This is a genomic window from Fictibacillus sp. BK138 (assembly GCF_004216955.1).
Lineage (GTDB): Bacteria > Bacillota > Bacilli > Bacillales > Fictibacillaceae > Fictibacillus.
The window spans coordinates 2,400,031-2,423,342 of the sequence record NZ_SGXL01000001.1 but is presented as its reverse complement, the minus strand read 5'-3'; the positions used below and the strand labels follow the sequence as shown (position 1 = coordinate 2,423,342).

The 23,312-nt window shown below is 40.2% G+C and carries 21 protein-coding genes; 14 read left to right on the top strand and 7 right to left on the bottom strand.

The annotated features are described in order from the left end of the window. Position 1: 1 nt before the first annotated feature. The gene (locus EV282_RS11985; protein ID WP_130296031.1) at positions 2 to 865 is read right to left on the bottom strand and encodes a sulfite exporter TauE/SafE family protein; all 864 of its coding nucleotides are present in this window, start codon (positions 863 to 865) and stop codon (positions 2 to 4) included. A gap of 250 nt (positions 866 to 1,115) precedes the next feature. Between EV282_RS11985 and gnd the strand changes: the two genes are divergently transcribed. The 5 genes from gnd (at position 1,116) to EV282_RS11960 (ending at position 7,199) form a co-directional block, all read left to right on the top strand. Next, a complete protein-coding gene (gnd, locus tag EV282_RS11980) occupies positions 1,116 to 2,012 on the top strand; it encodes a phosphogluconate dehydrogenase (NAD(+)-dependent, decarboxylating) (protein WP_130296030.1) in 897 nt (298 codons plus the stop codon). Between the two features lie 399 nt (positions 2,013 to 2,411). After that, positions 2,412 to 2,930 (top strand): acyl-CoA thioesterase, encoded by a 519-nt coding sequence (locus tag EV282_RS11975; RefSeq protein ID WP_077361996.1) that lies wholly within the window; start codon positions 2,412 to 2,414, stop codon positions 2,928 to 2,930. Positions 2,931 to 3,172: 242 nt separating this feature from the next. Further along, positions 3,173 to 4,846 (top strand): spore germination protein, encoded by a 1,674-nt coding sequence (locus EV282_RS11970; RefSeq protein ID WP_165389440.1) that lies wholly within the window; start codon positions 3,173 to 3,175, stop codon positions 4,844 to 4,846. Then, positions 4,843 to 6,078, top strand: coding sequence for a Ger(x)C family spore germination protein (locus EV282_RS11965; RefSeq protein ID WP_130296028.1), 1,236 nt, complete (start codon positions 4,843 to 4,845; stop codon positions 6,076 to 6,078). The genes EV282_RS11970 and EV282_RS11965 overlap by 4 nt, the downstream gene beginning before the upstream one ends. After that, positions 6,075 to 7,199, top strand: coding sequence for a GerAB/ArcD/ProY family transporter (locus EV282_RS11960; protein WP_130296027.1), 1,125 nt, complete (start codon positions 6,075 to 6,077; stop codon positions 7,197 to 7,199). The genes EV282_RS11965 and EV282_RS11960 overlap by 4 nt, the downstream gene beginning before the upstream one ends. Here EV282_RS11960 and EV282_RS11955 read toward each other — a convergent pair. Continuing rightward, the gene (locus EV282_RS11955; protein WP_130296026.1) at positions 7,168 to 7,398 is read right to left on the bottom strand and encodes a hypothetical protein; all 231 of its coding nucleotides are present in this window, start codon (positions 7,396 to 7,398) and stop codon (positions 7,168 to 7,170) included. The genes EV282_RS11960 and EV282_RS11955 overlap by 32 nt on opposite strands. Before the next feature lie 72 nt (positions 7,399 to 7,470). Here EV282_RS11955 and EV282_RS11950 point away from each other — a divergent pair, with 72 nt between their 5' ends. Together EV282_RS11950 and EV282_RS11945 are read left to right on the top strand one after the other, a co-directional pair. Further along, positions 7,471 to 8,103 (top strand): SOS response-associated peptidase, encoded by a 633-nt coding sequence (locus tag EV282_RS11950; RefSeq protein WP_130296025.1) that lies wholly within the window; start codon positions 7,471 to 7,473, stop codon positions 8,101 to 8,103. A gap of 225 nt (positions 8,104 to 8,328) precedes the next feature. After that, positions 8,329 to 10,758 (top strand): DUF6359 domain-containing protein, encoded by a 2,430-nt coding sequence (locus tag EV282_RS11945; RefSeq protein ID WP_130296024.1) that lies wholly within the window; start codon positions 8,329 to 8,331, stop codon positions 10,756 to 10,758. 136 nt (positions 10,759 to 10,894) lie between these two features. On the opposite strand, the gene EV282_RS11940 is transcribed toward EV282_RS11945, so the two are convergent. Next, positions 10,895 to 11,101: an alpha/beta-type small acid-soluble spore protein gene (locus EV282_RS11940; protein ID WP_066288466.1), complete on the bottom strand. Its 207-nt coding sequence runs from the start codon at positions 11,099 to 11,101 to the stop codon at positions 10,895 to 10,897. 314 nt (positions 11,102 to 11,415) lie between these two features. Here EV282_RS11940 and EV282_RS11935 point away from each other — a divergent pair, with 314 nt between their 5' ends. From EV282_RS11935 to EV282_RS11920, 4 genes are all read left to right on the top strand, one after another. Then, positions 11,416 to 12,354 (top strand): EamA family transporter, encoded by a 939-nt coding sequence (locus EV282_RS11935; RefSeq protein WP_165389439.1) that lies wholly within the window; start codon positions 11,416 to 11,418, stop codon positions 12,352 to 12,354. A gap of 83 nt (positions 12,355 to 12,437) precedes the next feature. Beyond that, complete coding sequence (locus tag EV282_RS11930) at positions 12,438 to 13,214, top strand: Cof-type HAD-IIB family hydrolase (RefSeq protein ID WP_130296022.1); 777 nt, start codon at positions 12,438 to 12,440, stop codon at positions 13,212 to 13,214. A 200-nt stretch (positions 13,215 to 13,414) separates the two neighbouring features. Continuing rightward, complete coding sequence (locus tag EV282_RS11925; protein WP_165389438.1) at positions 13,415 to 15,040, top strand: SH3 domain-containing protein; 1,626 nt, start codon at positions 13,415 to 13,417, stop codon at positions 15,038 to 15,040. 122 nt (positions 15,041 to 15,162) lie between these two features. Continuing rightward, positions 15,163 to 16,029 (top strand): patatin-like phospholipase family protein, encoded by an 867-nt coding sequence (locus tag EV282_RS11920; protein WP_278043784.1) that lies wholly within the window; start codon positions 15,163 to 15,165, stop codon positions 16,027 to 16,029. 333 nt (positions 16,030 to 16,362) lie between these two features. Here the strand turns inward: EV282_RS11920 and EV282_RS11915 are convergent, their stop codons facing one another. Genes EV282_RS11915 through EV282_RS11905 form a run of 3 tightly spaced genes read right to left on the bottom strand, consistent with a single transcriptional unit; the run spans position 16,363 to position 18,910 of the window. Next, on the bottom strand, positions 16,363 to 17,331 hold the full coding sequence (locus EV282_RS11915) for an ABC transporter ATP-binding protein (RefSeq protein ID WP_130296019.1): 969 nt from the start codon (positions 17,329 to 17,331) through the stop codon (positions 16,363 to 16,365). Positions 17,332 to 17,341: 10 nt separating this feature from the next. Then, positions 17,342 to 18,127 (bottom strand): ABC transporter permease, encoded by a 786-nt coding sequence (locus EV282_RS11910; protein WP_226537185.1) that lies wholly within the window; start codon positions 18,125 to 18,127, stop codon positions 17,342 to 17,344. A 3-nt stretch (positions 18,128 to 18,130) separates the two neighbouring features. Further along, positions 18,131 to 18,910: an ABC transporter permease gene (locus EV282_RS11905; protein WP_130296018.1), complete on the bottom strand. Its 780-nt coding sequence runs from the start codon at positions 18,908 to 18,910 to the stop codon at positions 18,131 to 18,133. Positions 18,911 to 19,005: 95 nt separating this feature from the next. Between EV282_RS11905 and EV282_RS11900 the strand changes: the two genes are divergently transcribed. Both EV282_RS11900 and EV282_RS11895 read left to right on the top strand, forming a co-directional pair. Beyond that, entirely contained in the window at positions 19,006 to 20,061 is a 1,056-nt protein-coding gene (locus tag EV282_RS11900; RefSeq protein WP_130296017.1) for an EAL domain-containing protein, read from the top strand. Positions 20,062 to 20,205: 144 nt separating this feature from the next. Continuing rightward, positions 20,206 to 22,296 (top strand): peptidoglycan D,D-transpeptidase FtsI family protein, encoded by a 2,091-nt coding sequence (locus tag EV282_RS11895; RefSeq protein ID WP_165389437.1) that lies wholly within the window; start codon positions 20,206 to 20,208, stop codon positions 22,294 to 22,296. Positions 22,297 to 22,365: 69 nt separating this feature from the next. Here the strand turns inward: EV282_RS11895 and EV282_RS11890 are convergent, their stop codons facing one another. Beyond that, positions 22,366 to 22,452: a YjcZ family sporulation protein gene (locus tag EV282_RS11890; RefSeq protein ID WP_077361959.1), complete on the bottom strand. Its 87-nt coding sequence runs from the start codon at positions 22,450 to 22,452 to the stop codon at positions 22,366 to 22,368. A 220-nt stretch (positions 22,453 to 22,672) separates the two neighbouring features. Between EV282_RS11890 and EV282_RS11885 the strand changes: the two genes are divergently transcribed. Further along, complete coding sequence (locus EV282_RS11885) at positions 22,673 to 23,203, top strand: copper resistance CopC family protein (protein WP_130296015.1); 531 nt, start codon at positions 22,673 to 22,675, stop codon at positions 23,201 to 23,203. Positions 23,204 to 23,312 lie beyond the last annotated feature (109 nt).

Here is a 23,312-nt window from a genome sequence, read left to right as displayed (position 1 = left end):
TTTAAGTTTTTTTGCGAACAGCCACGATGATCAGTAGGAACCAAACAAGCAGCAAGGGAAACAGATAATGCATTTCCTGAAACAGCTCCAAAGAAAAAAACTCTTTTAAAATGGTACGCAGGTTTGTCAGGATGATAACCCCGCCGGCGAGCACTCCTAATAATGCAGGTTTTAAATGTTTTACAAGCCATGCGGCAAACGGAGCAGCGATGACCCCGCCGACCATCATGGCCAATACGATTTGCCAGTAAAGGGTATCCCAGCCGATGAATAAAAAGAAGCCGATAGATGCTGATAAAGATACAGCAAATTCGCTGAAATTCACAGATCCGATAACTATATTTGGTTTTAAATGTCGTTGTGTAAGAAGCAGTGGTGTCGTCAAAGGACCCCAGCCTCCGCCGCCTGTTGCATCTAAAAACCCGGCAGCTAAACCTACAGGTCTATAAAGTTTTACTTTTTTTTCGGACTCTATTTTATCAACAGGCATCGCTGCAATTTTTAACAGTAAGAATCGGAATATCACATAGATGCCTAATCCAAGTAGGAATAAAGAGATGTAAGGTTTGATGAGTACAGCTGGTATATAGCTCAAAAAGGCTGCTCCTGTAAAAGCACCAATCGCTCCAGGAAGCACTAGCTTTTTAACAATATTGATATCGACATTTCCAAACTTGAAATGAGAGTACCCAGAAGCAGCTGATGTCACAACTTCAGCCAAATGAACAGAAGCGGATGCGATCGCTGGGGTAAGTCCAACCATTAACAGGAGAGTTGTAGAAGTTACACCGTAGGCCATGCCGAGTGATCCATCGATCAACTGAGCCATAAGACCGATCACGGCAAGCACTATAATTTTTTTCACGTATTGTCCTCCAATAAACCGATATCCTATAGATTATGTGGACAAACGTGAATCTGTTTAGGCAAAACCCTGTGAGTCTTCAGATTCCTTGTAAAATAGATAAAACACCCGCAAAACATGATTAAATAATTGTTTTTTTGATCATTTTTCGATAAGGTAGTAGACAGTGTTGCATGTAAAGGTTAAGAGCCTTTATTTTGTGGAATAATACAAAAAAGTACGAAATACATAAAATGGAGTGATTTGAACAATGGAAATCGGATTGATCGGCCTTGGTAAAATGGGCTTTAATATGGCATTGAACATGAACGATAAAGGTTATACCGTTATCGCTACAGATGTTAACAAAGACACAGTAAAAGAGATTTCTGAACAAGGCGTAAAAGGTGTAGAATCCGTAGAAGAATTAGCAAATTCATTCTCTGGAAGAAAAGCAGTTATTCTTCTTGTACCTGCAGGTGAAATCGTTGACCAAGTAATCAACGAACTTAAACCGCACCTTACTGAAGGAGATATTATAGTTGATGCCGGAAACTCCATGTACAAGCATACACTTCGCCGCTACGAAGAGTTAAAGGCTGATGGTATTCATTTTGTGGATGTTGGTACTAGCGGCGGAACGGACGGAGCTCGCTATGGTCTTTGCGCGATGATGGGCGGAGATGATGATGCAGTAAATTATCTTGCTCCTTTATATGAGAAAATCTGTGTTGAAAAAGGTTTCTTAATTACAGGCCGTGCTGGATCTGGTCATTTCTTGAAGATGGTTCATAACGGCATCGAGTACGGAATGATGCAAGCGATCGGAGAAGGATTTGAAATCTTGGACAAGAGTGATTTCGATTATGACTATGAGGCTGTTTCGAGAGTATGGAACAATGGTTCTGTCATCCGAAGCTGGCTCATCGAATTGATGGAGAACGCGTTCAGCAAGCAGCCTAACCTGGAAGATATCCGCGGCGTTATGAACTCTTCAGGAGAAGGGATCTGGACAATTGAAGCTGCACTTGATTATCAGGCGTCAGCTCCAGTTATCGCACTTTCACAATTCATGCGTTTCCGTTCATTAGAAGATGACACGTTCCACGGCAAGGTAGTCGCTGCTCTGCGTAATGAGTTCGGCGGACATGCAGTCGTGAAAAAATAATACGTTGTTTAAAGACCTCTGTGCCCGGGTAAAAAAGCAGAGGTCTTTTACTATGGCTATTTACGCAAACTTTGTTGCTTTTGCATGTGGTTTACTTTCGTTCCAGGATGGTCGCTTTCCGCGGGGCTGGCGGTGAGCCTCCTGCCGCTCCGCTCCAATAGGAATCTCACCTGTCCCACTGGAGTCTCCCACCTTGCACTCTAGTCAACATGTCAATGAAGAAAAGATCGAAAAAAAACCATCTTTTAGAAAAGAGCCTTTACTATTTAGAATGAGAGAAGTTGACTTCGGCTTAAGATGCTTGCTTTCTGCGGCACACCAAAAGTTAAAATTTCACAGAAAAGATCTTAAAAATAAACATATACTATCAATGACCTGAAAGGGATAGGAGTTTAGATTATGGAAAACAAATATGTACGCGAGTCACGCACTGTTAAATCTTCAGTTGTCCTGCCACCTGATACAAACAATCATGGAACGCTCTTCGGCGGCAAGCTTATGGCTTATATTGATGATGTTGCTGCTATTTCTGCTATTCGTCATGCACGTAAACATGTTGTTACCGCTTCGACGGATTCGGTTGACTTTCTGCAGCCAATTAAAGAAGGATATTCCGTTTGTTTAGAGTCGTTCGTGACTTGGACGAAAACCACTTCGATGGAGGTTTTCGTGAAAGTGATTGCAGAGAACTTGTTAACAGGAGAGCGCAAAGTGTGCGCGGTTTCTTTTTTAACGTTTGTAGCCATGGGGGAGGATGGGAAGCCGACACCAGTGCCAAAAGTCATACCTGAAACAGAAGAGGAAAAATGGCTGCATGAACATGCACCAGAACGGGCGATTGCCAGAAAGAAACGCCGAGAAGAAAGCAAAAAATTAGCAAAAGAATTCGGTGTGAAAAAGCCATGGGATTCAATTTGAGCATAAAGATATATTTTTAAAAATTATAGATGTTAAGATTCGCAAAATGAGAATAAGGTGATATAATAAAGTTAACCTTTTTCCAGCCAGGGATACAGAACCCTGGCATTAATCTTGTTAAATTGTTTGAAGCCCCTAATTTGTTGGTAAAACGAATTAGGGGCTTTTTTGTGCTGTAAATTTACATATCCAAGGACCGTTCCGCAAATGCTAAGAAAAGATTGGAAAAAAGGCGGATGGTTATGCGGAATAGAAGAAAACGCCCAGTTATCAAAACCCATAAAAAATTATCAGATATGATTGCGGATAAAAAAGCAGGCGAAAGTTCTTCTCTTCAAACGAAGTCAGGTTCTTCAGTAGTTGGAGAATCAAATGATGAGCAGCAACAAGTAAAAGTAGGAGAACTTAGCCCATCATTACATATCAATGTTGATCGAATTAAAAAACGTCTTGGGAATCCGACTGACCTTATTATCCGGGAATTTGAGTTCGAACTTGAACAAAAAGTAACAGCAACTCTCATATTCCTAGAAGAAATGAACGATACACAGCTCTTGAGTGAATTTATTTTGGATCCGTTGATGAAACTTACATCTGATAAGCAATCATCTCCAGTCCCTGTTGAGCATGCACTTCATTACATTAAGCAGAATGCATTAGCTTTAGGCAGAGTTCTAGATGTCGAGACTGAAGAAGAAATGCTTGAGGCGCTCCTCGCTGGATTAAGTGTTTTATTAGTTGAAGGTAACACGAAGGGCCTTAAGATGGGCACTAATGGCGGGAAGATGAGGAACATCGAAGAGCCGACATCTGAAGTTGTCATTCGCGGTCCGAAAGAAGCCTTCACGGAATCCATGAAAACAAACATTTCATTGATCCGAAGAAAAGTAAGATCTCCGGATTTACGGATTGAAAAGTTCGTGGTGGGTGATATCACGAGGACAGATCTAGCGATCGTTTATATGGATAACATCGTTAATCCTTTAATCGTGCAGGAGATAAAAGAAAGAATCGAACAAGTGAAAACAGATGGATTACTTGAAACGGGACAGCTCGAAGAATTTATACAAGACGAGACTGTTACTGTTTTTCCGCAATTGATGAGCACTGAAAGACCAGATGTGGTTATCGGAAACATCTTAGAAGGACGTGTCGGCATTATTGTAAACGGAACGCCCTTCTCTCTTATCGCACCTACTCAATTCATACAGTTCTTTCAATCGTCAGAAGACTATTACATGAGATATGACATTAGTACATTTTTGAGATTACTTCGTTTTTCTGTCTTCATTATCTCATTGATCGCACCATCCATTTATATCGCGCTTACAACCTTTCATCAGGCAATGATCCCGACCACATTGCTTTTCGGGCTCGCTGCTCAGCGTGAAGGTGTTCCTTTCCCGGCTATAGCGGAAGCAATGGTTATGGAGATTACTTTTGAGATACTGCGTGAAGCGGGTATTCGTATGCCGCGTGCTGTTGGGGTAGCCGTATCGATCGTTGGAGCACTTGTATTAGGGCAAGCTGCTGTTCAGGCAGGACTCGTATCACCTGCTATGGTTATCGTTGTTGGGATTACAGCTGTTGCGAGTTTTGCGATCCCATCGTTTGCTGTTGCAACATCAGCCCGATTACTTCGATTTCCTCTGATGATTATCTCTTCTGTGTTTGGATTTTATGGAATAACTCTGGCGCTGATCGTGATCGTTGCTCATTTAACGAGTCTGCGTTCATTTGGAATTCCATATTTAAGTCCGTTTGCACCGATACAAACACAGGACTTAAAAGACAGTTTATTCCGTTTTCCAGTCTCTCATTTATTTAAACGACCAGAAAATCTGGCAAAGAAAAATCCAACACGTACACTGCCTTATCAAGTTAAGAAAAAGAGAGAGGAGGAAACAACACGATGAGTTTCTTGAGATGTTTCATTCCTTTTTCTTTATGTCTCCTTATTCTGACAGGCTGCTGGGATCAGAATGAGCTGGATGAGCTATCGATCGTGATGGGAATCGGTATCAATTTAGATGAAAAAGGGAATCTGATCGTTACTTATCAGATAGTGAACCCAACCGAAGTCGCACCTGGGGTTTCAGGCGGAGGCGGTGGGAAACAGCCTGTATTTACGGTTTATGAAACAAGAGGTAAGAACTTGATGGAGGCTACCCGAAAAGCGACTAAACAAACTTCACGCCGTTTGTTTTTTGCGCATGCACGAATGGTTGTATTCAGCGAGAAACTGGCAAAAAAAAATATTTATGAAGCACTTGATATGATGTCACGTGATCCTGAAGTGCGTTCTACTATACAAGTTTTGATCGCAAGAAATACAACACCATCAAAAATTTTAAGAACGTTTACAGCGATTGATAAAGTGACTTCAGATGAAGTGGCTGCGATCTTGAAGATCTCGGAAAAGAATTGGGGAGAGAACGTTCAGCAAGATATAAATGAAGTGCTCCAATCGATTATTAACGAAGGCGGAGAGCCTTTAATAAATGGGATTGAATTAACGGGTGATAAAGAACTCGCGGTTACAGCTAAGAACTATGAAGTTGGTGATCCCGCAAGAGTGAAAGTATCAGGAATGGGTGTTTTTAAAAATGGAAAATTAAAAGGATGGCTCGATGGACCAGAAGCAAGAGGCATTCTCTGGCTAAGAGGAAAAATCGCAAGTTCGGTTGTAACAGTACCTTGCAATGGCAATAAAAAAGGGTATGCAATTGAAGTAGTCCGATCTAATACGGAGCTCTCTGCCTCCACAAAAGGAGATGTTCCTACAATAAATGTAGAGGTTTTTCCTGAAGCGAATATCGCAGAAACGAATTGTTCAGTAAACCTTGAAAAACCATCGGAGATATATAAGGTTGAATCAAAGTTTAACGATGTGATTGAAAAAGAAATAAAGAAAACCATAAGGACTGCTCAAGGGTACAATAGTGATGTGATCGGATTCGGTGAACTTCTTTACAGGGAAAACCCTAAAAAGTGGAACAGTATTTATAAAAAGAACTACAAACGGATTTTTCCTGAGATTAAAGTCAAAGTGAAAGTGGATTCAAGAATCAGAAGGTCAGGAATTCGAACTTCTCCATTTTTGTTTGAACAGAAGATAGTAAATAAGGAAGAGGTTGAGTCCTCATGAAAACATATAAAATCGATCTTCAACAGTATTTTATTCTTATCGTATTGTTTGAACTGGGGAGCGCCATACTTGTCGGACTCGGGATGGATGCTGGAAGAGATGCATGGATCGCCATATTATTTGGTATGTTTGCAGGCATGATTTTGTTTACAGGGTATTTCTTTCTGTATAAACAGTTTCCTGAGATGTCCTTGACTCAATATGTACAAGTGTTATGCGGCAAGTTCTTGGGAAAGGTTTTTGGATTCTGCTATATGCTGTACTTTTTATATTTGGCTTCGAGAGTTTTGCGCGACTTTGGTAGTCTTCTCTTATCGGCTGTTTTTGTACAAACGCCTATCATCGTCGTGAATACCTTAATGATTGCAACGATCGTGTATGTTTTAAAGCTGGGTTTTGAAGTCCTAGTTCGGACAGGAGAAATATTTTTCATGCTGGTGGCTCTGTTAGGAATAACCCTGACGGTTTTGGTGTTATCGGCAGACCTTATGGAATACAACTACTTGCTCCCGATTTTTGGAGAAGGAGTTATTCCAGTAATTAAAGCCGCTTTTCCAGTTACGCCGACCTTTCCATTCGGAGAGATGGTTGTTTTTACAATGCTGCTGCCATATTTAAAAGTTAAGAACAAAAATAAAGCTTTTAAGATAGGGTTATTAGGGATGGGAGTGAGCGGTGTTGTATTAAGCACAACGATCGCAATGGATATAGCGGTTCTTGGCGGGCACGTGGCAACCCATGTATACTTTCCTCTTCTAGCGGCAGTTGCGAAGATCAATCTTGGAGAATTTATACAGAGGCTCGATGCATTGGTTGTTTTTACATTAATCATCGGTGGATTTTTCAAGGTTGCAGTTTTCCTATATGTATCGATAAAAGCGGCGCAGGACGTATTTGGAGTAAAAGAAGAAACATCAATCATCGGTCCGATGGGAGTTGTAGTCATATTATCTTCCATCGCGATTGCATCTAATTATGTAGAACACATTAATGAAGGATTGAATGTGGTGCCTCATTTTATCCACATTCCATTTCAGGTTGTTTTACCTGCGATCTTTATTGTTGTATTCTTAATTAGAAAAAAACAGCTCAAGCATTTTGCTTCTTCTTCATCCAGCTAGACCACATGAATGTCAGGACTGGAAGAATGAACAAAAAAATCACCAGGAAAAACTCGACTTTATCCACATACTTGAAGAATGAGAAAAATGATCGTTGTAGGATGGATAAAGGCGGTGTGCCCATAAACCAATCAATGCCAATTAATAAGGCTATCATGGCAGTTAGAGTTATTAAATAGATGGATAAGGGGTTGTTCATTACAATCGCCTCCTGAAGAATAGTTTTTACAATATTCTTCCTCTTATCCATCACTAAAAGGGAGAGGGGAACATGTGCGGCAGGTATTTCCTTTATTATGACAAGGATTTTATCATTGATGCTTTTAATATTGTTAATGAGTTCGATTATGAAGACCGATTTAACATCGCTCCCACCCAGGATGTGCTGGCCGTTATTAAAGGTAGCACAGGTAATCGTGCAGGGTACATGAAATGGGGGCTAATCCCAAAGTGGGCGAAAGATCCAAAGGTCGGCAACAAGCTCATCAATGCCAGAAGCGAAACAATCGAAGAAAAACCAAGCTTTAAAGAATCTTTCTATCAAAAAAGATGCCTGATTCCTGCTAGCGGTTTTTACGAGTGGGTAAAAGAAGGCGATAAAAAACAGCCTTATCAGTTTACGATGGAAGATAAAAAGCCTTTTGCATTTGCTGGGATCTGGTCCAGGTGGAATCAAGGACCTGCTGGTGAAGATACTGAGAAAATAACGTGTTCGATATTAACAAAGGAATCCAATTCGTTCATGAGCAACTATCATCACAGAATGCCGGTGATGCTGCGGCCACATGAAGGGGAACTATGGCTAGAGCGTGGAACCGATAAAGACATTCTCCTGGAATTGCTAAGTGAAAATAACCCAGAACTTACAGCAGAACCAGTGACAAGAGATTTAAATACGAGATAATATCGGCTTCTTAAAGGCTTAACTAGCTTTAGGCTGCCGGTTTTTTTATTTGGAAGTCCCAAATTCGGGACTGTGATTTTGGTAAAACAGAACTATATCGTAAATTCTTTGTAAGTCTTTCTGACTGTTTTAACATAAAACTAACAATTGAACCGACAAATCTGTGTTATATTCTTCATGGATTTACTAAGTTTTACATAATAAAACATAGGCAGGTGGACGGTTGTGTTCAAAAGAAAGACGAAAAAACTCACAAATATAAGTATCATATTTGCAATGGTAATCAGTTTAATTTTACCTATGCAGACAGCATCAGCCGCTGACGTTTTGACGGTTAGTGAAGCGATTGCTAAACAAGATAAGACAATACAAACAGTAGAAGGTTATATAGTTGGGACTGTCAAAAGTACGAATAGTTATCAATTTGAAGGACCATTTACAACAGCAACAAATTTAGCCCTTGCTGACTCACCAGATGAAAGAGATCCAAAAAAGATACTACCTGTTCAGTTACCACAAAATGCAGTGAGAACAGCATTAAACTTGGTTGACCATCCAGAAAATTCAGGAAAAAAAGTTCACATTAAAGGTACTGTAGAAGCTTATTTTTCTGTTCCCGGATTAAAAAATGCAAGTGAATATCAATTTGTCGATGGAACACCTCCGGAACCACAAGCAGAAGAAGTTACAACTTCTGTTGAAGGACAAGTTGTTTCTAAAGGAACTCAGGTAACACTTTCAACTGCAACACCCGATGCAGCAATCTATTACACGATAGATGGCTCAAATCCAACTACGGATAGCACGCTTTACACTGCTCCAATCACGATTAATGAAGATGTAACCATTAAGGCGATTGCTGTAAAAGAAGGTCTGAAAAACAGCAGCATTGCTGAATTTAAATATCAAGTAGCACTTTCAGGACTTCGCATTCATGATATTCAAGGTGCTGGTCACAATTCACCGGTGGCAAATAAAGTGGTGGAAGGTGTAGAAGGTATCGTAACAAAAGTAGTCGATGAAAGAAACTTCTACATGCAAGATCTACAACCAGATAACGATTCGAATACATCTGAAGGGGTCCTTGTATATCAGCCAAATCATGGACAAACCGAAGGCAATGTCGTTTCTGTAAATGGACAAGTTAAAGAATGGGTGCTTGAAGGATATTCAGATAAATTGAAAACTGATTTAGCAATGACTGAAATTAATGCTCAATATGGAAGTATCTCAATTTTAGAAGAAGACCATGTACTTCCAAGTGCTTTAGTAATCGGCATGTTCGGTCTGCAGCCACCGACAAAAGTTATTGATAACGATGAATTTGCCGAGTTTGATCCTCAAGAAGATGGAATCGACTTTTATGAAAGTTTAGAAGGAATGCTTGTAGAGATTAATAACCCTGCTGTTATTGCGCCGCAAAAATATGGTGAGCTAGTTGTTCTTCCAGATCGCGGTGAATACAGCAGACTTAATTCTGCTGGCGGATTAAACATTACAGAATTTGATTACAACCCTGAACGTATTTTCGTTGATATGGGAGATGAAAGTTTTGTTGCTAAATCAGGAGATTACTTTAATGGGGCTATCACTGGTGTTGTAAGTTACGGTTTCAGCAACTATAAAGTGTTAACAGATGCAGAAGATCTGCCAACTTTTGTTGAAGGCAAAACAAAACCAGAAGTTACTCGTATTCACGAAAAACATAAAGAACTGACAATTGCGAGTTTCAATGTTGAGAACTTCTCGGCAAATGAAGAGGGCAGAGATGGTACATCTGATGAAAAAGCAGAACGTATTGCTGAATCAATCGTTCATAATTTAAATGCACCTGATATCGTAGGGTTGGTAGAAATGCAAGATGGAAACGGCCCGACGAAAGATGGGACTACCGATGCAAAAGAAAGTGCTGATCGTTTAATTGCAGAAATCACTGCACAAGGTGGACCAGAGTATGTTTACACTGATATTGCACCTGTTGATGGAGAAGATGGTGGAATTCCAGGGGGGAATATTCGTGTAGGTTTCATCTATAACCCTGAGCGCGTTTCACTTGTTGAAGGAACAAAAGGGACGGCAACAGAAGCTGTAGGTTACGAGAATGGAAAACTTACACTTAACCCAGGGCGTATCGATCCAATGAATCCTGCGTTCGAGGACAGCCGTAAACCTGTAGCTGCACAATTTGAGTTTAACGGTGAAGATGTGATCGTAGTTGCAAACCACTTTAACTCAAAAGGTGGAGACCAGCCGCTTTTCGGTAAGAACCAGCCTCCATACTTAGGAAGTGAAGTTCAGCGTAAAGAAATCGCAGCAATCGTAAACGGTTTTGTTAAAGATGTAAAAGAAGAGGACAAGAATGCAAAAGTAGTTCTTCTTGGAGACTTTAACGATTTTGAATTCACAGATTCACTTGAAATATTAAAAGGCAATGAGCTTACGAATATGATTGAAAAAGTGCCGTTTAATGAGCGCTACACATACTCGTACCAAGGTAACGCACAAGTACTAGATCATATTTTAGTAACGAACAACATGGCTAAGAAAACAAAGGTTGATATTGTTCATATCAATTCACAATTCATGGAAGAACACGGACGTGCGAGTGACCATGATCCAGTTCTAATCCAAGTTAAGCTAGACAAAGTAAAATAACAAAGAAACTGGCCAAACAGGTAGGAAAATTGCCTGTGGGTCAGTTTTTTTTGTACCGCCCAAAATTCAACTATCCTAATATATGAAAAGGACTGACTCAGAGGAGTACAGTCCCGTTTTAATCAAAAACTAACGATTAGCGACGGTATCCGCCACCTAATTGCTGCTCAGCCATTTGAACAAGACGTTTAGTGATTTCACCACCAACAGATCCATTCGCACGGGATGTTGTGTCTGGTCCTAGTTGAACACCAAACTCAGAAGCGATTTCATACTTCATTTGATCCAAAGCTGCTTGTGCTCCAGCTACTACTAATTCATTAGAGTTGTTGTTACGTGCCATATGTATCACCTCCTTGTAATACTAGTTTGTATATCTTTTACAAAAATATGCATCTATTGGAAAATATTTTTATATGTTATCGATTAGATAGGTATTCGCATATTTTTTGAATTACCGACACAAATCCCCTAGGATTTCGTATGATAAATCATCCCCCTATTTTTATTTTCAAGAAGAGCACTGTACTGGGTTCCAGTCAGTGTTTTTCTTTTTTATTTTGCACATGCTATTTTAAGGTTTTGGATTTATAATAGAGAAGGAATTTTACAGATAATCATAGAATATCGATGCAATCAAAGAGAGCGGGTGGAGATATGGGGCTTAAGAATAGAGAAAACATCACGAAATGGAAAGGAATTGCATTAGCTTTAACCGGTGCTTCACTTTGGGGATTTTCTGGAAATGCTGCAGAGTGGATCTTCTCCCATACCGCAGTAACTGCGACATGGCTTGTATCTGTTCGAATGGTGATGGCAGGATTGCTGCTTTTAATCTTAGTTTCCATAAATAATAATATTTTTTCAGTTTGGAAGAACAAAAGAGATCGTCTGGATTTGCTTGTTTTTTCATTAACCGGAATGGTTGGCGCACAGCTGACGTTTTTCTTAAGCATTGAGGCTGGAAACGCACCAACAGCGACTCTTCTTCAGTTCTTAGGTCCTGTATTTATTACGATCTATTTTGCATTAAAGTTTTTGAAATGGCCGAAGCGTAAAGAATGGATCGCAGTATTGATGGCACTGACAGGAACATTTTTGTTATTAACAAATGGAAAGCTGGATTACATAACGGTTTCTAAAGAGGCGATTTTCTGGGGTGTGCTTTCCGGTGTTTCAGTTGCCGTGTATACGGTATATCCAGTCAGATTACTAAAACTTTATTCGTCAGCAGCAATTACGGGCTGGGCGATGCTTTTAGGCGGTTTAGCTGTTTCGGTAGGGGCACAGCCTTGGCAAGCGGGATTCATTGATTGGACGCCATCGCTTTTTTGGATGCTTGGGTTTGTCGTTATTTTTGGAACGTTATTGCCTTTTTATTTGTATCTAGATAGTCTGAAATATATTTCTTCAACCGAAACAAGCTTGCTTGGAAGTGCTGAACCATTAGTAGCCACCATTGTTTCAGTTGTCTGGCTCGGTACCGCTTTTGGCAGCTTCCAGTCAGCAGGAGGGATGTTGATCATATTAACGGTGTTTCTGTTATCTATGCCGGAAAAAGGAATACTCAAAATCAATCAAACGGTCAATAAATAGCTTTTTTGTGGCGCTTCATTTGACTTTTTTTCTGAATCGTACCACTATGATAAGGTACGACTTACAACAGGAGTAGATGCAAAATGAACGATAAGATTGTATTTTTTGATATAGACGGAACACTGGTAAACGATGAAAAGAAGATTCCGGAAAGCACGAAAGAAAGCATTAGTCAGCTACAGAAAAATGGTGTACATGTGGCTATTGCTACCGGCCGCGGGCCATTCATGTTCGAGCCTATCCGTGAGGAACTAGGTGTTGATTCTTTTGTAAGCTTTAACGGTTCATATGTTGTTTTTAAGGATGAAGTGATCCATAAGACACCACTGCCCGCAGAATTTATCACTAAAATTGAAAAAGAAGCAGATCGTGCTGGACATCCGCTTGTATATCTAGATCATCAAAAAGCAACCTGCAACGCGGATGACCATGAAATTATTAGAAGCTGTACATTCAACCTGATGCCGAATTATCCGCTCTATCAACCTGGCTTTTATAAAGACAATGAAGTCTATCAAGTACTATTATTCTGTCAGGAGCAGCATGAGAAAGCATATCGTGAAAGCTATAAAGGAACATTTGATTTCATTCGCTGGCATGAAGATGCATTGGATATTTTACCAACTGGCGGATCCAAAGCAAAAGGAATCGAAGCCTTTATCAAACAGATGAACATGAAACCTGAAAATGTATTTGCATTCGGTGATGCATTGAATGATATCGAGATGCTGAATGCTGCAGGAACAGGTATTGCGATGGGGAATGGAATGAAAGAAGCGAAAGAAGCAGCTGACTTTGTAACAAAATCAGTTGATGATGATGGAATCTATCACGGACTCAAACATTTTGGACTCATTTGATAATAGATCAAACCTTTGCAGATGCAAGGGTTTTTTTCTTTTGTCTAATGATGATGAAATATATAAAAAAAGATATAAAATTTGGTAAAAATGTTGAAGGGTTTTCTCCAATATTGGCGAAAAAAGGCTTTATAGAAGCTGGAACAGTGTCGATATAAGCTATACAGCAAGTAAAGACGTCCATATAGGAGTTGAAACAAGTGAAAGCAAAGAGTAAACTGGTTAACTTGATTTTGTGTTCTTTTCTTATATTTTCATTGGTTCCGGCCATTTCGGCATCTGCTGAAAGTACGGCAACTGTAAATGCTACGAGCTTAAACGTTCGTTCAGAACCAGCTCTTTCCGCTAAAAAGATAGGTTCACTGAAAAACGGCGACACTGTAACCGTGTTAAAAACGGAAAAGGGATGGGCAAACATAAAATTCGAAAGTAAAAAAGCATGGGTTAGCGCTGAATATTTGAAGACGCAAAAGGCTACAACACCGGCAACGCAGGCGCCAAAGACAGAGAAACCTGCTGCTAAGCTAGCTAAAGTTACAGCTACTTCATTAAATGTAAGAAAAGGTCCAAGTCTTCAGCATGCTGTTGTAGGATCTCTTAAGAATGGAACAGTTGTATCGATTCAAAAGCAAGACGGAAAATGGTCATCTATTATATATGGAAAAGTATCTGGCTGGGTAAGCAGTGCATATCTTTTAGAGCAAACCTCACAACCTCCTGCTGCACAGAAACCGGTCAACAATCATTCAGGAAATACAGGCAATAGTAAAAATGGGAAGTGGGGGACGGTTACCGCAACCTATTTAAATTTCCGATCTTCTGGAAACTTAAATGCACCCATTATTGGTTCATTAAAGTATGGGACAGCGGTTCAAATTTTATCTGAATCAAACGGATGGTCTTCTGTTCAAACGTCAGATGGAAAAAAAGGATGGGTATCCTCTAAATATATTTCTGTCCAAAGTGATAGCTCTCCAATTATTACAGCACCTAAGCCAGAAGCAAAACCGACTTCCGCACCACCGGCTTCCGTGCTTAAAAAAGTAGTGGTAATGACTGACGGAGTAAACATTCGACAAGGTCCATCGACTGCTTATCTCATTGTTGGAAAAGCCAACCAAGGGGATGAGTATGCATATATTCAATCAAAGAATGATTGGGTACAACTGAAAATGCCTAATGGGAATAACGCATGGATAGCAGGCTGGCTCGTTGCGATTCAGCAGAATGCATCATCATCTAACGGCAATTCAGGAACAACCGCTCCTAAACCTTCAACTAACGGATTAAAAGGAAAACGCATCGTTATCGACCCAGGTCATGGCGGGCATGATCCAGGTGCTCTTGGGAAAGTTCATGGAACACATGAATCAGAGCTAACACTCATGAGTGCAAGACTATTAGCAACAGAACTGAGTAAAGCGGGTGCAGTTGTTATTCTTACGCGCAGTGACAGCAATTATATTTCACTTAATAAACGCGTTGAGATCAGTCATTATCATTTCGCAGACGCTTTTGTTAGTCTTCATTATAATTCAGCACTAGATACAAGAGCTTCTGGACTTTTAACGTTCTATTACGGCCAAAAAGATATCAAACTTGCAGATTCCGTTCATTCTGGACTCCTAAAAGCAGGCACCGGGCTTCCAGGCGGGAATGTTAGATTTGGAAACTTCCATGTACTGCGAGAAAATAAACAGCCAGCTGTACTAGTTGAACTAGGATTTCTTTCAAATTCATTTGACGAAATGACAGTGAGGACGGATTCCTTTCAATCCAAGGCTGCTTCAGGTATTACGAACGGACTAGCAAATTATTTTCAATAATATATAGAGCTGTCTCCAAATTTGGAGTCGGCTTTTTTACATTCAAACTTATCACTGGATTTTACAGGTGGATATTTTCTATAATTAAAAGCACAAATAATAAACTTTGTTAACAATAGGTGGTGCAGGTTTTGGAAAACTCCGGATTAATTCTTGAAGGTGGGGGAATGCGCGGCGTTTATACAGCTGGTGTTCTCGATGTATTTATGGAAAACGATCTTTATTTCCCTTATGTGATCGGGGCTTCCGCAGGAGCTTGTAATGCGGTGTCCTATTTATCAAGACAGCACGGAAGAAATCGAACGGTGAACCTGGAGTATAGCTCGCATCCAGAGTATATTTCGTATAAGAACTGGCTGTTTAAGAAAAAAGGTCTGTTCGGTATGGATTTTATTTTCAATGAGCTTCCGAACCGTCTTGTTCCATTTGATTATGAAGCGTTCAAAAAATCACAAGAAAGATTTGTGGTCGTTGTTACGGACTGCAGAACAGGTGAACCAGTTTACTTGAACAGAGAAGACTACAGTAAAATGGACATCTCAATGGTGCTTAGAGCATCCTCTTCCATTCCTTTTATTGCCCCTATGGTTGAGCTGGAAGGCAAACATGTGATGGATGGCGGCATCGCTGATCCGATCCCTGTTCATAAAGCGATGAAAGATGGTGTTAGAAAAGGTGTCGTCGTTCTTACTCAAAATCATGGCTACCGAAAGAAAAAGCCAAAAATGACGTGGGTAACAAAGCGCTTTTATCCAGATTACACGGGTTTGGATGAAAGTTTGCGAGGACGGTACATCAAATACAATGCCACATTGGATTATATTGAAGAAGAAGAGAAAAAAGGAAACCTGTTTGTACTACGACCTTTAGAAAAGATGAAAGTAAAACGGATTGAACGTGACCCGAAAAGACTTGGCGTTCTTTATGAACATGGCAGAAAAGACGCGATCGATCAGTTGGACAACTTAAGAAATTGGTTAAACAATTAATGCTCATGTTCGTGGTTGATTTCCGTTCCAGGGTGCTCGCTTTCCGCGGGGCGGGCGGTGAGCCTCCTCTGCGCCATATGCCGGTAGAGTCTCACCTGTCCCACTTCAAAGATATATCCTTGTTCCTGCGTCTACAAGTTATAGCTACCGATGCGAGCTTCCTCGTCGCATGCCTAACAAGAAGCTTCTCAAGTGGTAGGCACGCACCTTGCACTCCAATCAACTTGTCAAACAAGCAAGTTCAAAATACTCAGAGGTAATATCCTTTATATACATTAAAAAAAGCTGGCATGCCGTGTTCACACAGAACCTAGCAGCCAGCTCTTGCTTTTTTTAATATATTTTTTGTATCACTTCTTCTATATCCGGTTCTTTCATCTGAATATCAACCGGTTCGCCCCACTTTGAAACCTCTTGAAGCAAAGAAGGTGAAGAAAGGACAGAGCGGTCATACATGAGTATAAGTTTGTCATCTTCCCAACGTATCTTTTCAATACCGTCAAATTCAGCCGGCAAATGCTGAGGCTTTTCTCTGTATTGCACTTCTATCACACTTGGCAGTCCGATATTATGCCTTAGATCTGTAATAGAGCCATCAAGCACAATCTGTCCATGATTGATTACAATTACCCGGCTGCAGAGCTGTTCGATATCATCCATATCATGTGTTGTTAATAGGATAGTTTTCTTTTCCTTTGTGTTGAGTTCTTTCAAGAAAGACCGGATGCTTGTTTTGGCATTTACATCAAGACCGATCGTCGGTTCGTCCAAAAACAGAACGTCTGGATCGTGAATCATCGCCGCAGCAAGATCTCCCCTCATACGCTGTCCCAGTGAAAGCTTACGCACAGGTGTGTTCATAAACTGTCCGATCTGAAGCATATCATCATATAGCTTTAAAAACGCTTGATATTTTGCATCAGGTACTTTGTACATCTCTTTTAAAATATCAAAAGAATCCCTTAGCGGAAGATCCCACCATAGCTGTGTCCGCTGTCCGAATACGATTCCGATCTTTTTTGCGACTTCTTTTCTTCGTTTTTGAGGGCTAAGTCCAGCTACCTTGATGCTTCCACCAGTCGGATGCAGAATCCCTGACAGCATTTTAATCGTTGTTGATTTTCCTGCACCGTTCGGTCCGATGTAGCCGACAAATTCTCCTTCTCCAATGTTAAAAGAAATATCGTTTACGGCTTTTACAACATGATGCTTAGTAGATAGAAGGGAAGTAAATGATCCGATAAATCCTTTTTTTGTTTCATAGATTTTAAAGTGCTTGTTCAATTGATCTGCAACTATCATAGTTTCCTCCTTAACTGCCTGTACTGTGGTAGTGCCGAATTCCGAAATACCAGAAGCGGAGCGATAAGAACAAAAAAACGAGAGCAACTGCCGGAGGCCATGCCAGGTTCCATATGCTGCCGCCTTTATCTAAAAGGTAAAGGATAGGCGTGTAGTTCATAAACCCAACCGGAATAACGGTGAAGAAAATTATCTTTAACCATCCGGGATAGATATTCATCGGATAGTTTGCTGCATTAAAGGGTGCATAAAGTGTAAATGTCTGAAAATCCTTTATCCTTTGTGTCCAAAATGCCAGAGTTGCCGTCAACAGTCCAAGTGAAAAACAGATCACGACACCTGATGCAATTGAAATAGGCAAGTAAAGCAGCAAAAGAAACCTATCAAAATTATCGATACTGAGTCCGATAATAGAAATAACTAGAATGATAACCCCTTGAGCGGTTCCTCCGATTCGTGACAGGTCAAGGTTCTTGGTTAAGAGCAGTGAAAGTGGAGAGACTGGCCGGATGAGGAGGCTATCAAACTCTCCTTCTACCATGTATCTTTCGAAGTTATGAATCTCTACACCAAACACTCTATAAAGTGTTATTGCGACTGAAGAAATGCCGTAAAGTAAGCCCACTTCATAAAGATTCCAGCCTTTTACATCATCAAAACGCTGCAAGATTGCCGCGAGCAAAACGAAATCAACGGCCATGATCAATCCATATGAAAGGGAGGATACGAGAAAATTCATTTTATATTGCATGCGCGAACGCAAGCTTCCTGATAACAACTTCAAATAAAGATTCATAGCTTAGCCTCCTTGAATCTCTAATTTCTGGCGTGCTCTTTCTGTGATCCATAGATTCACCAAAGTTAGTGTTATGGCCCAGAAAAGCTGAATCCAGATGACATCATTTGTCGCCTTTTCAAGGAAAATCATGACTGGATAATAGATGGCTCCTGCAAAAGGCAAGTACTGTGTCAGGGTTGATAAAGGTGCCGGAAGAAAATCGATAGGTACCATCTGTCCGCCAAGACCAGCCAATAAGGTGAAGTTTACGAAATGTGCCCAGGCGACTTCCGTTGTCCAGCAAGCACTAATTCCTACCAGATAGTGTAAATTAACAGATATAATAATAGCGAGAAGTACTGAAATACATATGAAAAGATAGCTTGAAAAATGTTGAGGTACATAAAAGCCTACGGTTAATGCAAAGACCAGTCCGATCGGAACCGAACGAAAGAAGAAGTTATAAACGAGCCGGCCGGCTTCTTGTGAGGTAACGTATAGAAAAAAGTTTGATGGTCTGGCAAGTTCAAAAGAGATGGCTCCATTCCGTACGCCGGTTTGAATATTGAGTCCAGCTGTTAAAAATCCAGAAAGCCACAGAATGCATTGTGAAGCAGCTATGTAGTATGTCATGTCCATTACATCATAGGGACTGCTTTGTTCTTTTCCTTGCAAAACACCAGCCCAGATCGCAATGAATACAAAGCCAAAGATTGCACTGGCCGCATTGTTGATGAGATGGGCAACCTTATATTGCAAATTCGTCATAAAGCTTTTTTGTAAAAGAATCCAATAAACCATAAGTCCCCCTTTATCAAGTCGTAATTTCAGAGCGCAGAATTATAAAATAGCAAATTTTACAAAAGTTTGCAATTCTTTTTTTGGAGGTTTTTTTTATGTCGTGTTCACAATGTCGTCCCGCAGGTGTATTTCCTAGTGAAGGTACATTTCACATTCGGACAGATCATCCAGTACTCTTACAAAGTTTGCAGCAATGTTTAGCATCACATGGATTTAACGTTAACGTAAATCTAGAAATTGTGTCTGCAGACTATAACAATCTATCTAGCTTGCAGTCTCTTTTTGAGGAACTTAAGAAAGAGTTTAACAAACAAGCATTGCATTCTTTCTTTTGTTCTTTAGAAAGTGCATCAGTAGAATCAAATCCATTCAAAACCTGGATTCCTTTTAGTCATCTTTATGAAAGAATTGCGCACCCTGAACTTTACCAAGTGATTCAAGAGCAATTATTTACCACCTATTCACAGCCGATCATTCATTTAGCTGCCAATGAGATTTACGGATACGAATTTTTGCTTCGTCCTTTGGAAGATGGCCATGACTTCAAACCTTATGAACTTTTTCAGATGGCAGAACGTGCAGGTCTTCAAGCACTGTTAGATGGAAAAGCACGTATCACTTCGATCCAAAATAGTGCAGATGCCGTACCTCGTGGTGTAAAACGGTTCATCAATTTCTTGCCGTCATCGATCTATGATCCAAAGCATTGTCTGGCGACGACGTTTAAAGCAGCTGCAGAAGCAGGTGTCGATTCACAGGATCTGGTGTTTGAAGTAGTAGAGACGGAAGAGATTGCAGATATCGATCATTTAAAAAGTATCCTTACTGCGTATCAGGAACAAGGGATGAAAGTGGCTCTTGATGATTTAGGGGCAGGACATTCGACACTATCTGTATTAAAGGAATTGCGTCCAGATTATGTGAAGATTGACCGGAAGATCGTTTCGTTCTGTGATGAAGATAAAGAAAAACAACATATGATCAAACAAATTGTGGAGGTGGCAAATGAGATAGGGGCGATCGTTTTAGCAGAAGGTATCGAGAGAAAAGAAGAGGCAGACATGGCTCGTCATTTTGGAGTACAGCTTGCACAAGGCTACTATTTCGGTAAACCTGTCCCAACGGAAAAGTTAATGATTTCAGCTAGATAAAGCACGCCAAAACCTTATCAAAAAAAGATAAGGTTTTTTTCATGAATATGTTGGAATTTCGGTCAACATCTAGTAATCTATACATAGATGCTTTTGTAATATAATTGTAAAATTAACGGGAAAATTTCCAAAAGGAGCGGAATGATGGTAACGAAAGCGGATCCGGAAAGAAAGAAGAAAAAAACGCAAGTACCCTTTCGTTTGAATGTCTTGTTTTTAGTCGTATTTTTTCTATTTTCAATTCTTATTCTAAGACTTGGTGTACTCCAGATCGTGAACGGAGAAGAAAAACGATTGGAGTCTGAGGCTGTAGAAGAAGTTATTGCTAGAAAGGAAGCCCCACGCGGCAAGCTGCTGGACAGCAACTTTCGTGAAGTCGTAGGCAACAAGCCATTTTTCTCTCTTACGTATACCAAGACCGTAGATACCAAAGCCGACGACACCATGCGTATCGCAAAGTGGCTAGCTAAAAGACTAGGTGTAACAGAAGAGCAGGAGAAAAAGATTACTGAGCGCGATAAAAAAGATTACTTTATCGCACAGCATGATATAAAAGAATTAATGGAAGAACGTTTAACGAAGAAAGAAAAGAAGTTAACCGATAAAGAGCAATACAAAGCCCTTGTTGATAAGATTACTGAAGAAGAAATCGAGAATCTTTCAGCAGAAGATTTAAAAGTACTAGCTTATAAACGGGCAATGGATTCAGGCTATGCCTACTCAGCTCAAAGAATTAAAACAAATTTAACAAATGAGGAAGTTTCCATCATATCCGAGAACCTTGGGGATCTGCCAGGTATCGATATCATGGCTGACTCTAAACGAATTTATCCTTATGGAGAATCAGCGATATTTGGTGCCGTGAAACAAATTCCTAAAAGCAAAATGCAGTATTTCTCGAGTCGCGGCTATGACAGAAGTGACCAAGTAGGAGTCAGTGGTCTTGAAGTTCAGTATGAACAAGTGCTTCGAGGAATGAAGGAGAAGTCTGTTTATCTGACAAACCCTAAAACGGGGCAAACGATTGGTGAACCGAAATCAATCGCTGGTCAACGAGGAAAAGACATTGTTCTGACGTTGGACATGGAACTTCAATTTCGATTGGAGCGTATTTTAGAAGAAGAAATCTTACGAGCTAAACCATTGCCAGGCAATGAGTTACTTAAATCAGCATATATCGTTATGATCAATCCGAAAACCGGTGAAGTGAAAGGTATAGCTGGAAAAAAATACGAAAATGGTAAATTCACCAATGATGAATACGGTGCATTTTATAATTCTTATGAAATGGGCTCGACAGTAAAGGGAGCAACTGTATTATCAGGGCTGCAAAAGGGCCTGATCGGCATGGGAGATACAATTTATGATACAACATATACAAAATATGGCATGAACAAATCTTCTTGGAAAAACATGGGCACAATCAATGATTTAGATGCCTTAAGAATGTCCTCCAACGTATATATGTTTAACATTATGGACCGAATGATCGGCCCGGAGCATTATTCAGAAACATATGCAGAAGCACGGTATATGTATAGTCAATTCGGTTTAGGTATAAAAACTGGAATTGACTTTCCAAATGAAGCAACCGGCTATGAAGGGAAACCGCCAGAAGGGGAAATGGGTACCCTTTTTGACCTTGGAATCGGACAGTTTGACACGTACACGACCATGCAGCTTGTACAATATGTATCAACGATTGCAAATGGGGGGTATCGTGTTAAACCGCAGCTTGTAAGAGAAATTCGTGAACCTGCATCAAATGAAGAAAATGGCGGGAAGTTGCTAAAACGTTTTGAGCCAGTCATTTTAAACAAACTCGATGTTGATGAAAAATACATCAAGCGCGTGCAGCAAGGTTTCTGGCAAGTTATGCATGCTCCAGGAGGAACGGCAAAAGGATATTTTGATGATGTTGAAAAATATCATAACCCTGCCGGAAAAACAGGAACCGCCCAGCGTATTATCAAACACCCTCAAACAGGGCAGCTGACAGAGAAACATAACTTAACACTGGTTGGTTACGCACCTTTTGAGAATCCCGAGATTGCATTCGCAGTCGTGGTTCCAGAGGGTACACCTCGTAACGGTAATCAGCGAATCAATAAATTTATCGGTCAGCGTGCGTTAGAAGCTTATTGGGATTTAAAGAAAGAATACGGTGAAAACGCAGCTACCGTGAACGGAAACATGGAAAAAGAAAAAGAAGAAGCAGAGGGCTCAGCACAATAATGCTGAGTTTTCTTTTATAAACAAAAAAGCCGGACGAATCCGGCTTTTTTTCCTGTTTGCTATTTCTTATTAGCAGAAGCAAGCTGCCCCTACAATAATCAATAGAATAAACAACACTACTACCAACGCAAAAGAATTGCCATGAGCAAAACCCATCGATTTTTCCTCCTTTAATTCTTGCAATTGTTAATTCCATACATTCTATGCCTGTTTTTATTTTCGAAGTGGGCAGGAGCGGAGAATACAGTAAAATAGGCTGAAAATGTATGTTTATCACTGAAAATGTCAACGATTTGTAAAGAATGAATACTTGTGAGGGTATTCTTTCTTTGTTTAAATGTAAATAGAAAGAAAATATTGAAACAGGGAGCCAATTATGAAAAAAACGGTATTATCCTTTCTTTTATTATTTGTGATTGCATTTAATCTGCCTTCATCCGTATTAGCTCACTCAGATCTTGAATCTGCGACCCCAGCAAAAGGGGAGAAGGTTACGACAGATCTTGAAGCAGTGGTTTTGACGTTTTCAACGAAAATTGAATCGTTGAGCACCATGAAATTGAAAAACGAAAATGAAGAAATTCCCCTCCAGATTAGTATTGAAGATAATCAAATGACGGGGAAGATGAACAATCGGCTTGAAAATGGTAATTATACAGTTGAATACAAAATAATTGGTGCAGATGGTCATGTGATTGAGGGGAACTACTCGTTCTCGGTAGATCGGCCAGAACAAGCCCAGCCAAAAGAAGAACCAGAAGAAAATCAAGATAATACTGAACAAGTCCTGCCTGAGCAAGATAAGAAAGAACAGCCTGGAAACCCGAGCTATTTTGGTCCATTGACGATTGGTTTAGTTATTATAATTGCGATTGTTTCTTTCTTTGCATTCAGAAGAAAAAGATAAGCTGTTAGACATGGTTAATTTCCGCTTCAGGATGCTACTTTGAGCGGAAAAGGAAGATTTTGAGCGTAACTCAAGGCAGTTTGAGCGCAGCAAGAAGATCTTGAGCGTA

Bases quoted from the DNA above. Each gene is read 5' to 3' on its own strand.
- EV282_RS11895 (WP_165389437.1), top strand. From the start codon at position 20,206: ATGGTAACGAAAGCGGATCCGGAAAGAAAGAAGAAAAAAACGCAAGTA.
- EV282_RS11930 (WP_130296022.1), top strand. From the start codon at position 12,438: ATGAACGATAAGATTGTATTTTTTGATATAGACGGAACACTGGTAAAC.
- EV282_RS11910 (WP_226537185.1), bottom strand. From the start codon at position 18,127: ATGAATCTTTATTTGAAGTTGTTATCAGGAAGCTTGCGTTCGCGCATG.
- EV282_RS11935 (WP_165389439.1), top strand. From the start codon at position 11,416: ATGGGGCTTAAGAATAGAGAAAACATCACGAAATGGAAAGGAATTGCA.
- EV282_RS11950 (WP_130296025.1), top strand. From the start codon at position 7,471: ATGTGCGGCAGGTATTTCCTTTATTATGACAAGGATTTTATCATTGAT.
- EV282_RS11970 (WP_165389440.1), top strand. From the start codon at position 3,173: ATGCGGAATAGAAGAAAACGCCCAGTTATCAAAACCCATAAAAAATTA.
- EV282_RS11890 (WP_077361959.1), bottom strand. From the start codon at position 22,452: ATGGGTTTTGCTCATGGCAATTCTTTTGCGTTGGTAGTAGTGTTGTTT.
- EV282_RS11905 (WP_130296018.1), bottom strand. From the start codon at position 18,910: ATGGTTTATTGGATTCTTTTACAAAAAAGCTTTATGACGAATTTGCAA.
- EV282_RS11885 (WP_130296015.1), top strand. From the start codon at position 22,673: ATGAAAAAAACGGTATTATCCTTTCTTTTATTATTTGTGATTGCATTT.
- EV282_RS11915 (WP_130296019.1), bottom strand. From the start codon at position 17,331: ATGATAGTTGCAGATCAATTGAACAAGCACTTTAAAATCTATGAAACA.
- gnd (WP_130296030.1), top strand. From the start codon at position 1,116: ATGGAAATCGGATTGATCGGCCTTGGTAAAATGGGCTTTAATATGGCA.
- EV282_RS11960 (WP_130296027.1), top strand. From the start codon at position 6,075: ATGAAAACATATAAAATCGATCTTCAACAGTATTTTATTCTTATCGTA.
- EV282_RS11940 (WP_066288466.1), bottom strand. From the start codon at position 11,101: ATGGCACGTAACAACAACTCTAATGAATTAGTAGTAGCTGGAGCACAA.
- EV282_RS11965 (WP_130296028.1), top strand. From the start codon at position 4,843: ATGAGTTTCTTGAGATGTTTCATTCCTTTTTCTTTATGTCTCCTTATT.
- EV282_RS11975 (WP_077361996.1), top strand. From the start codon at position 2,412: ATGGAAAACAAATATGTACGCGAGTCACGCACTGTTAAATCTTCAGTT.
- EV282_RS11900 (WP_130296017.1), top strand. From the start codon at position 19,006: ATGTCGTGTTCACAATGTCGTCCCGCAGGTGTATTTCCTAGTGAAGGT.
- EV282_RS11955 (WP_130296026.1), bottom strand. From the start codon at position 7,398: ATGAACAACCCCTTATCCATCTATTTAATAACTCTAACTGCCATGATA.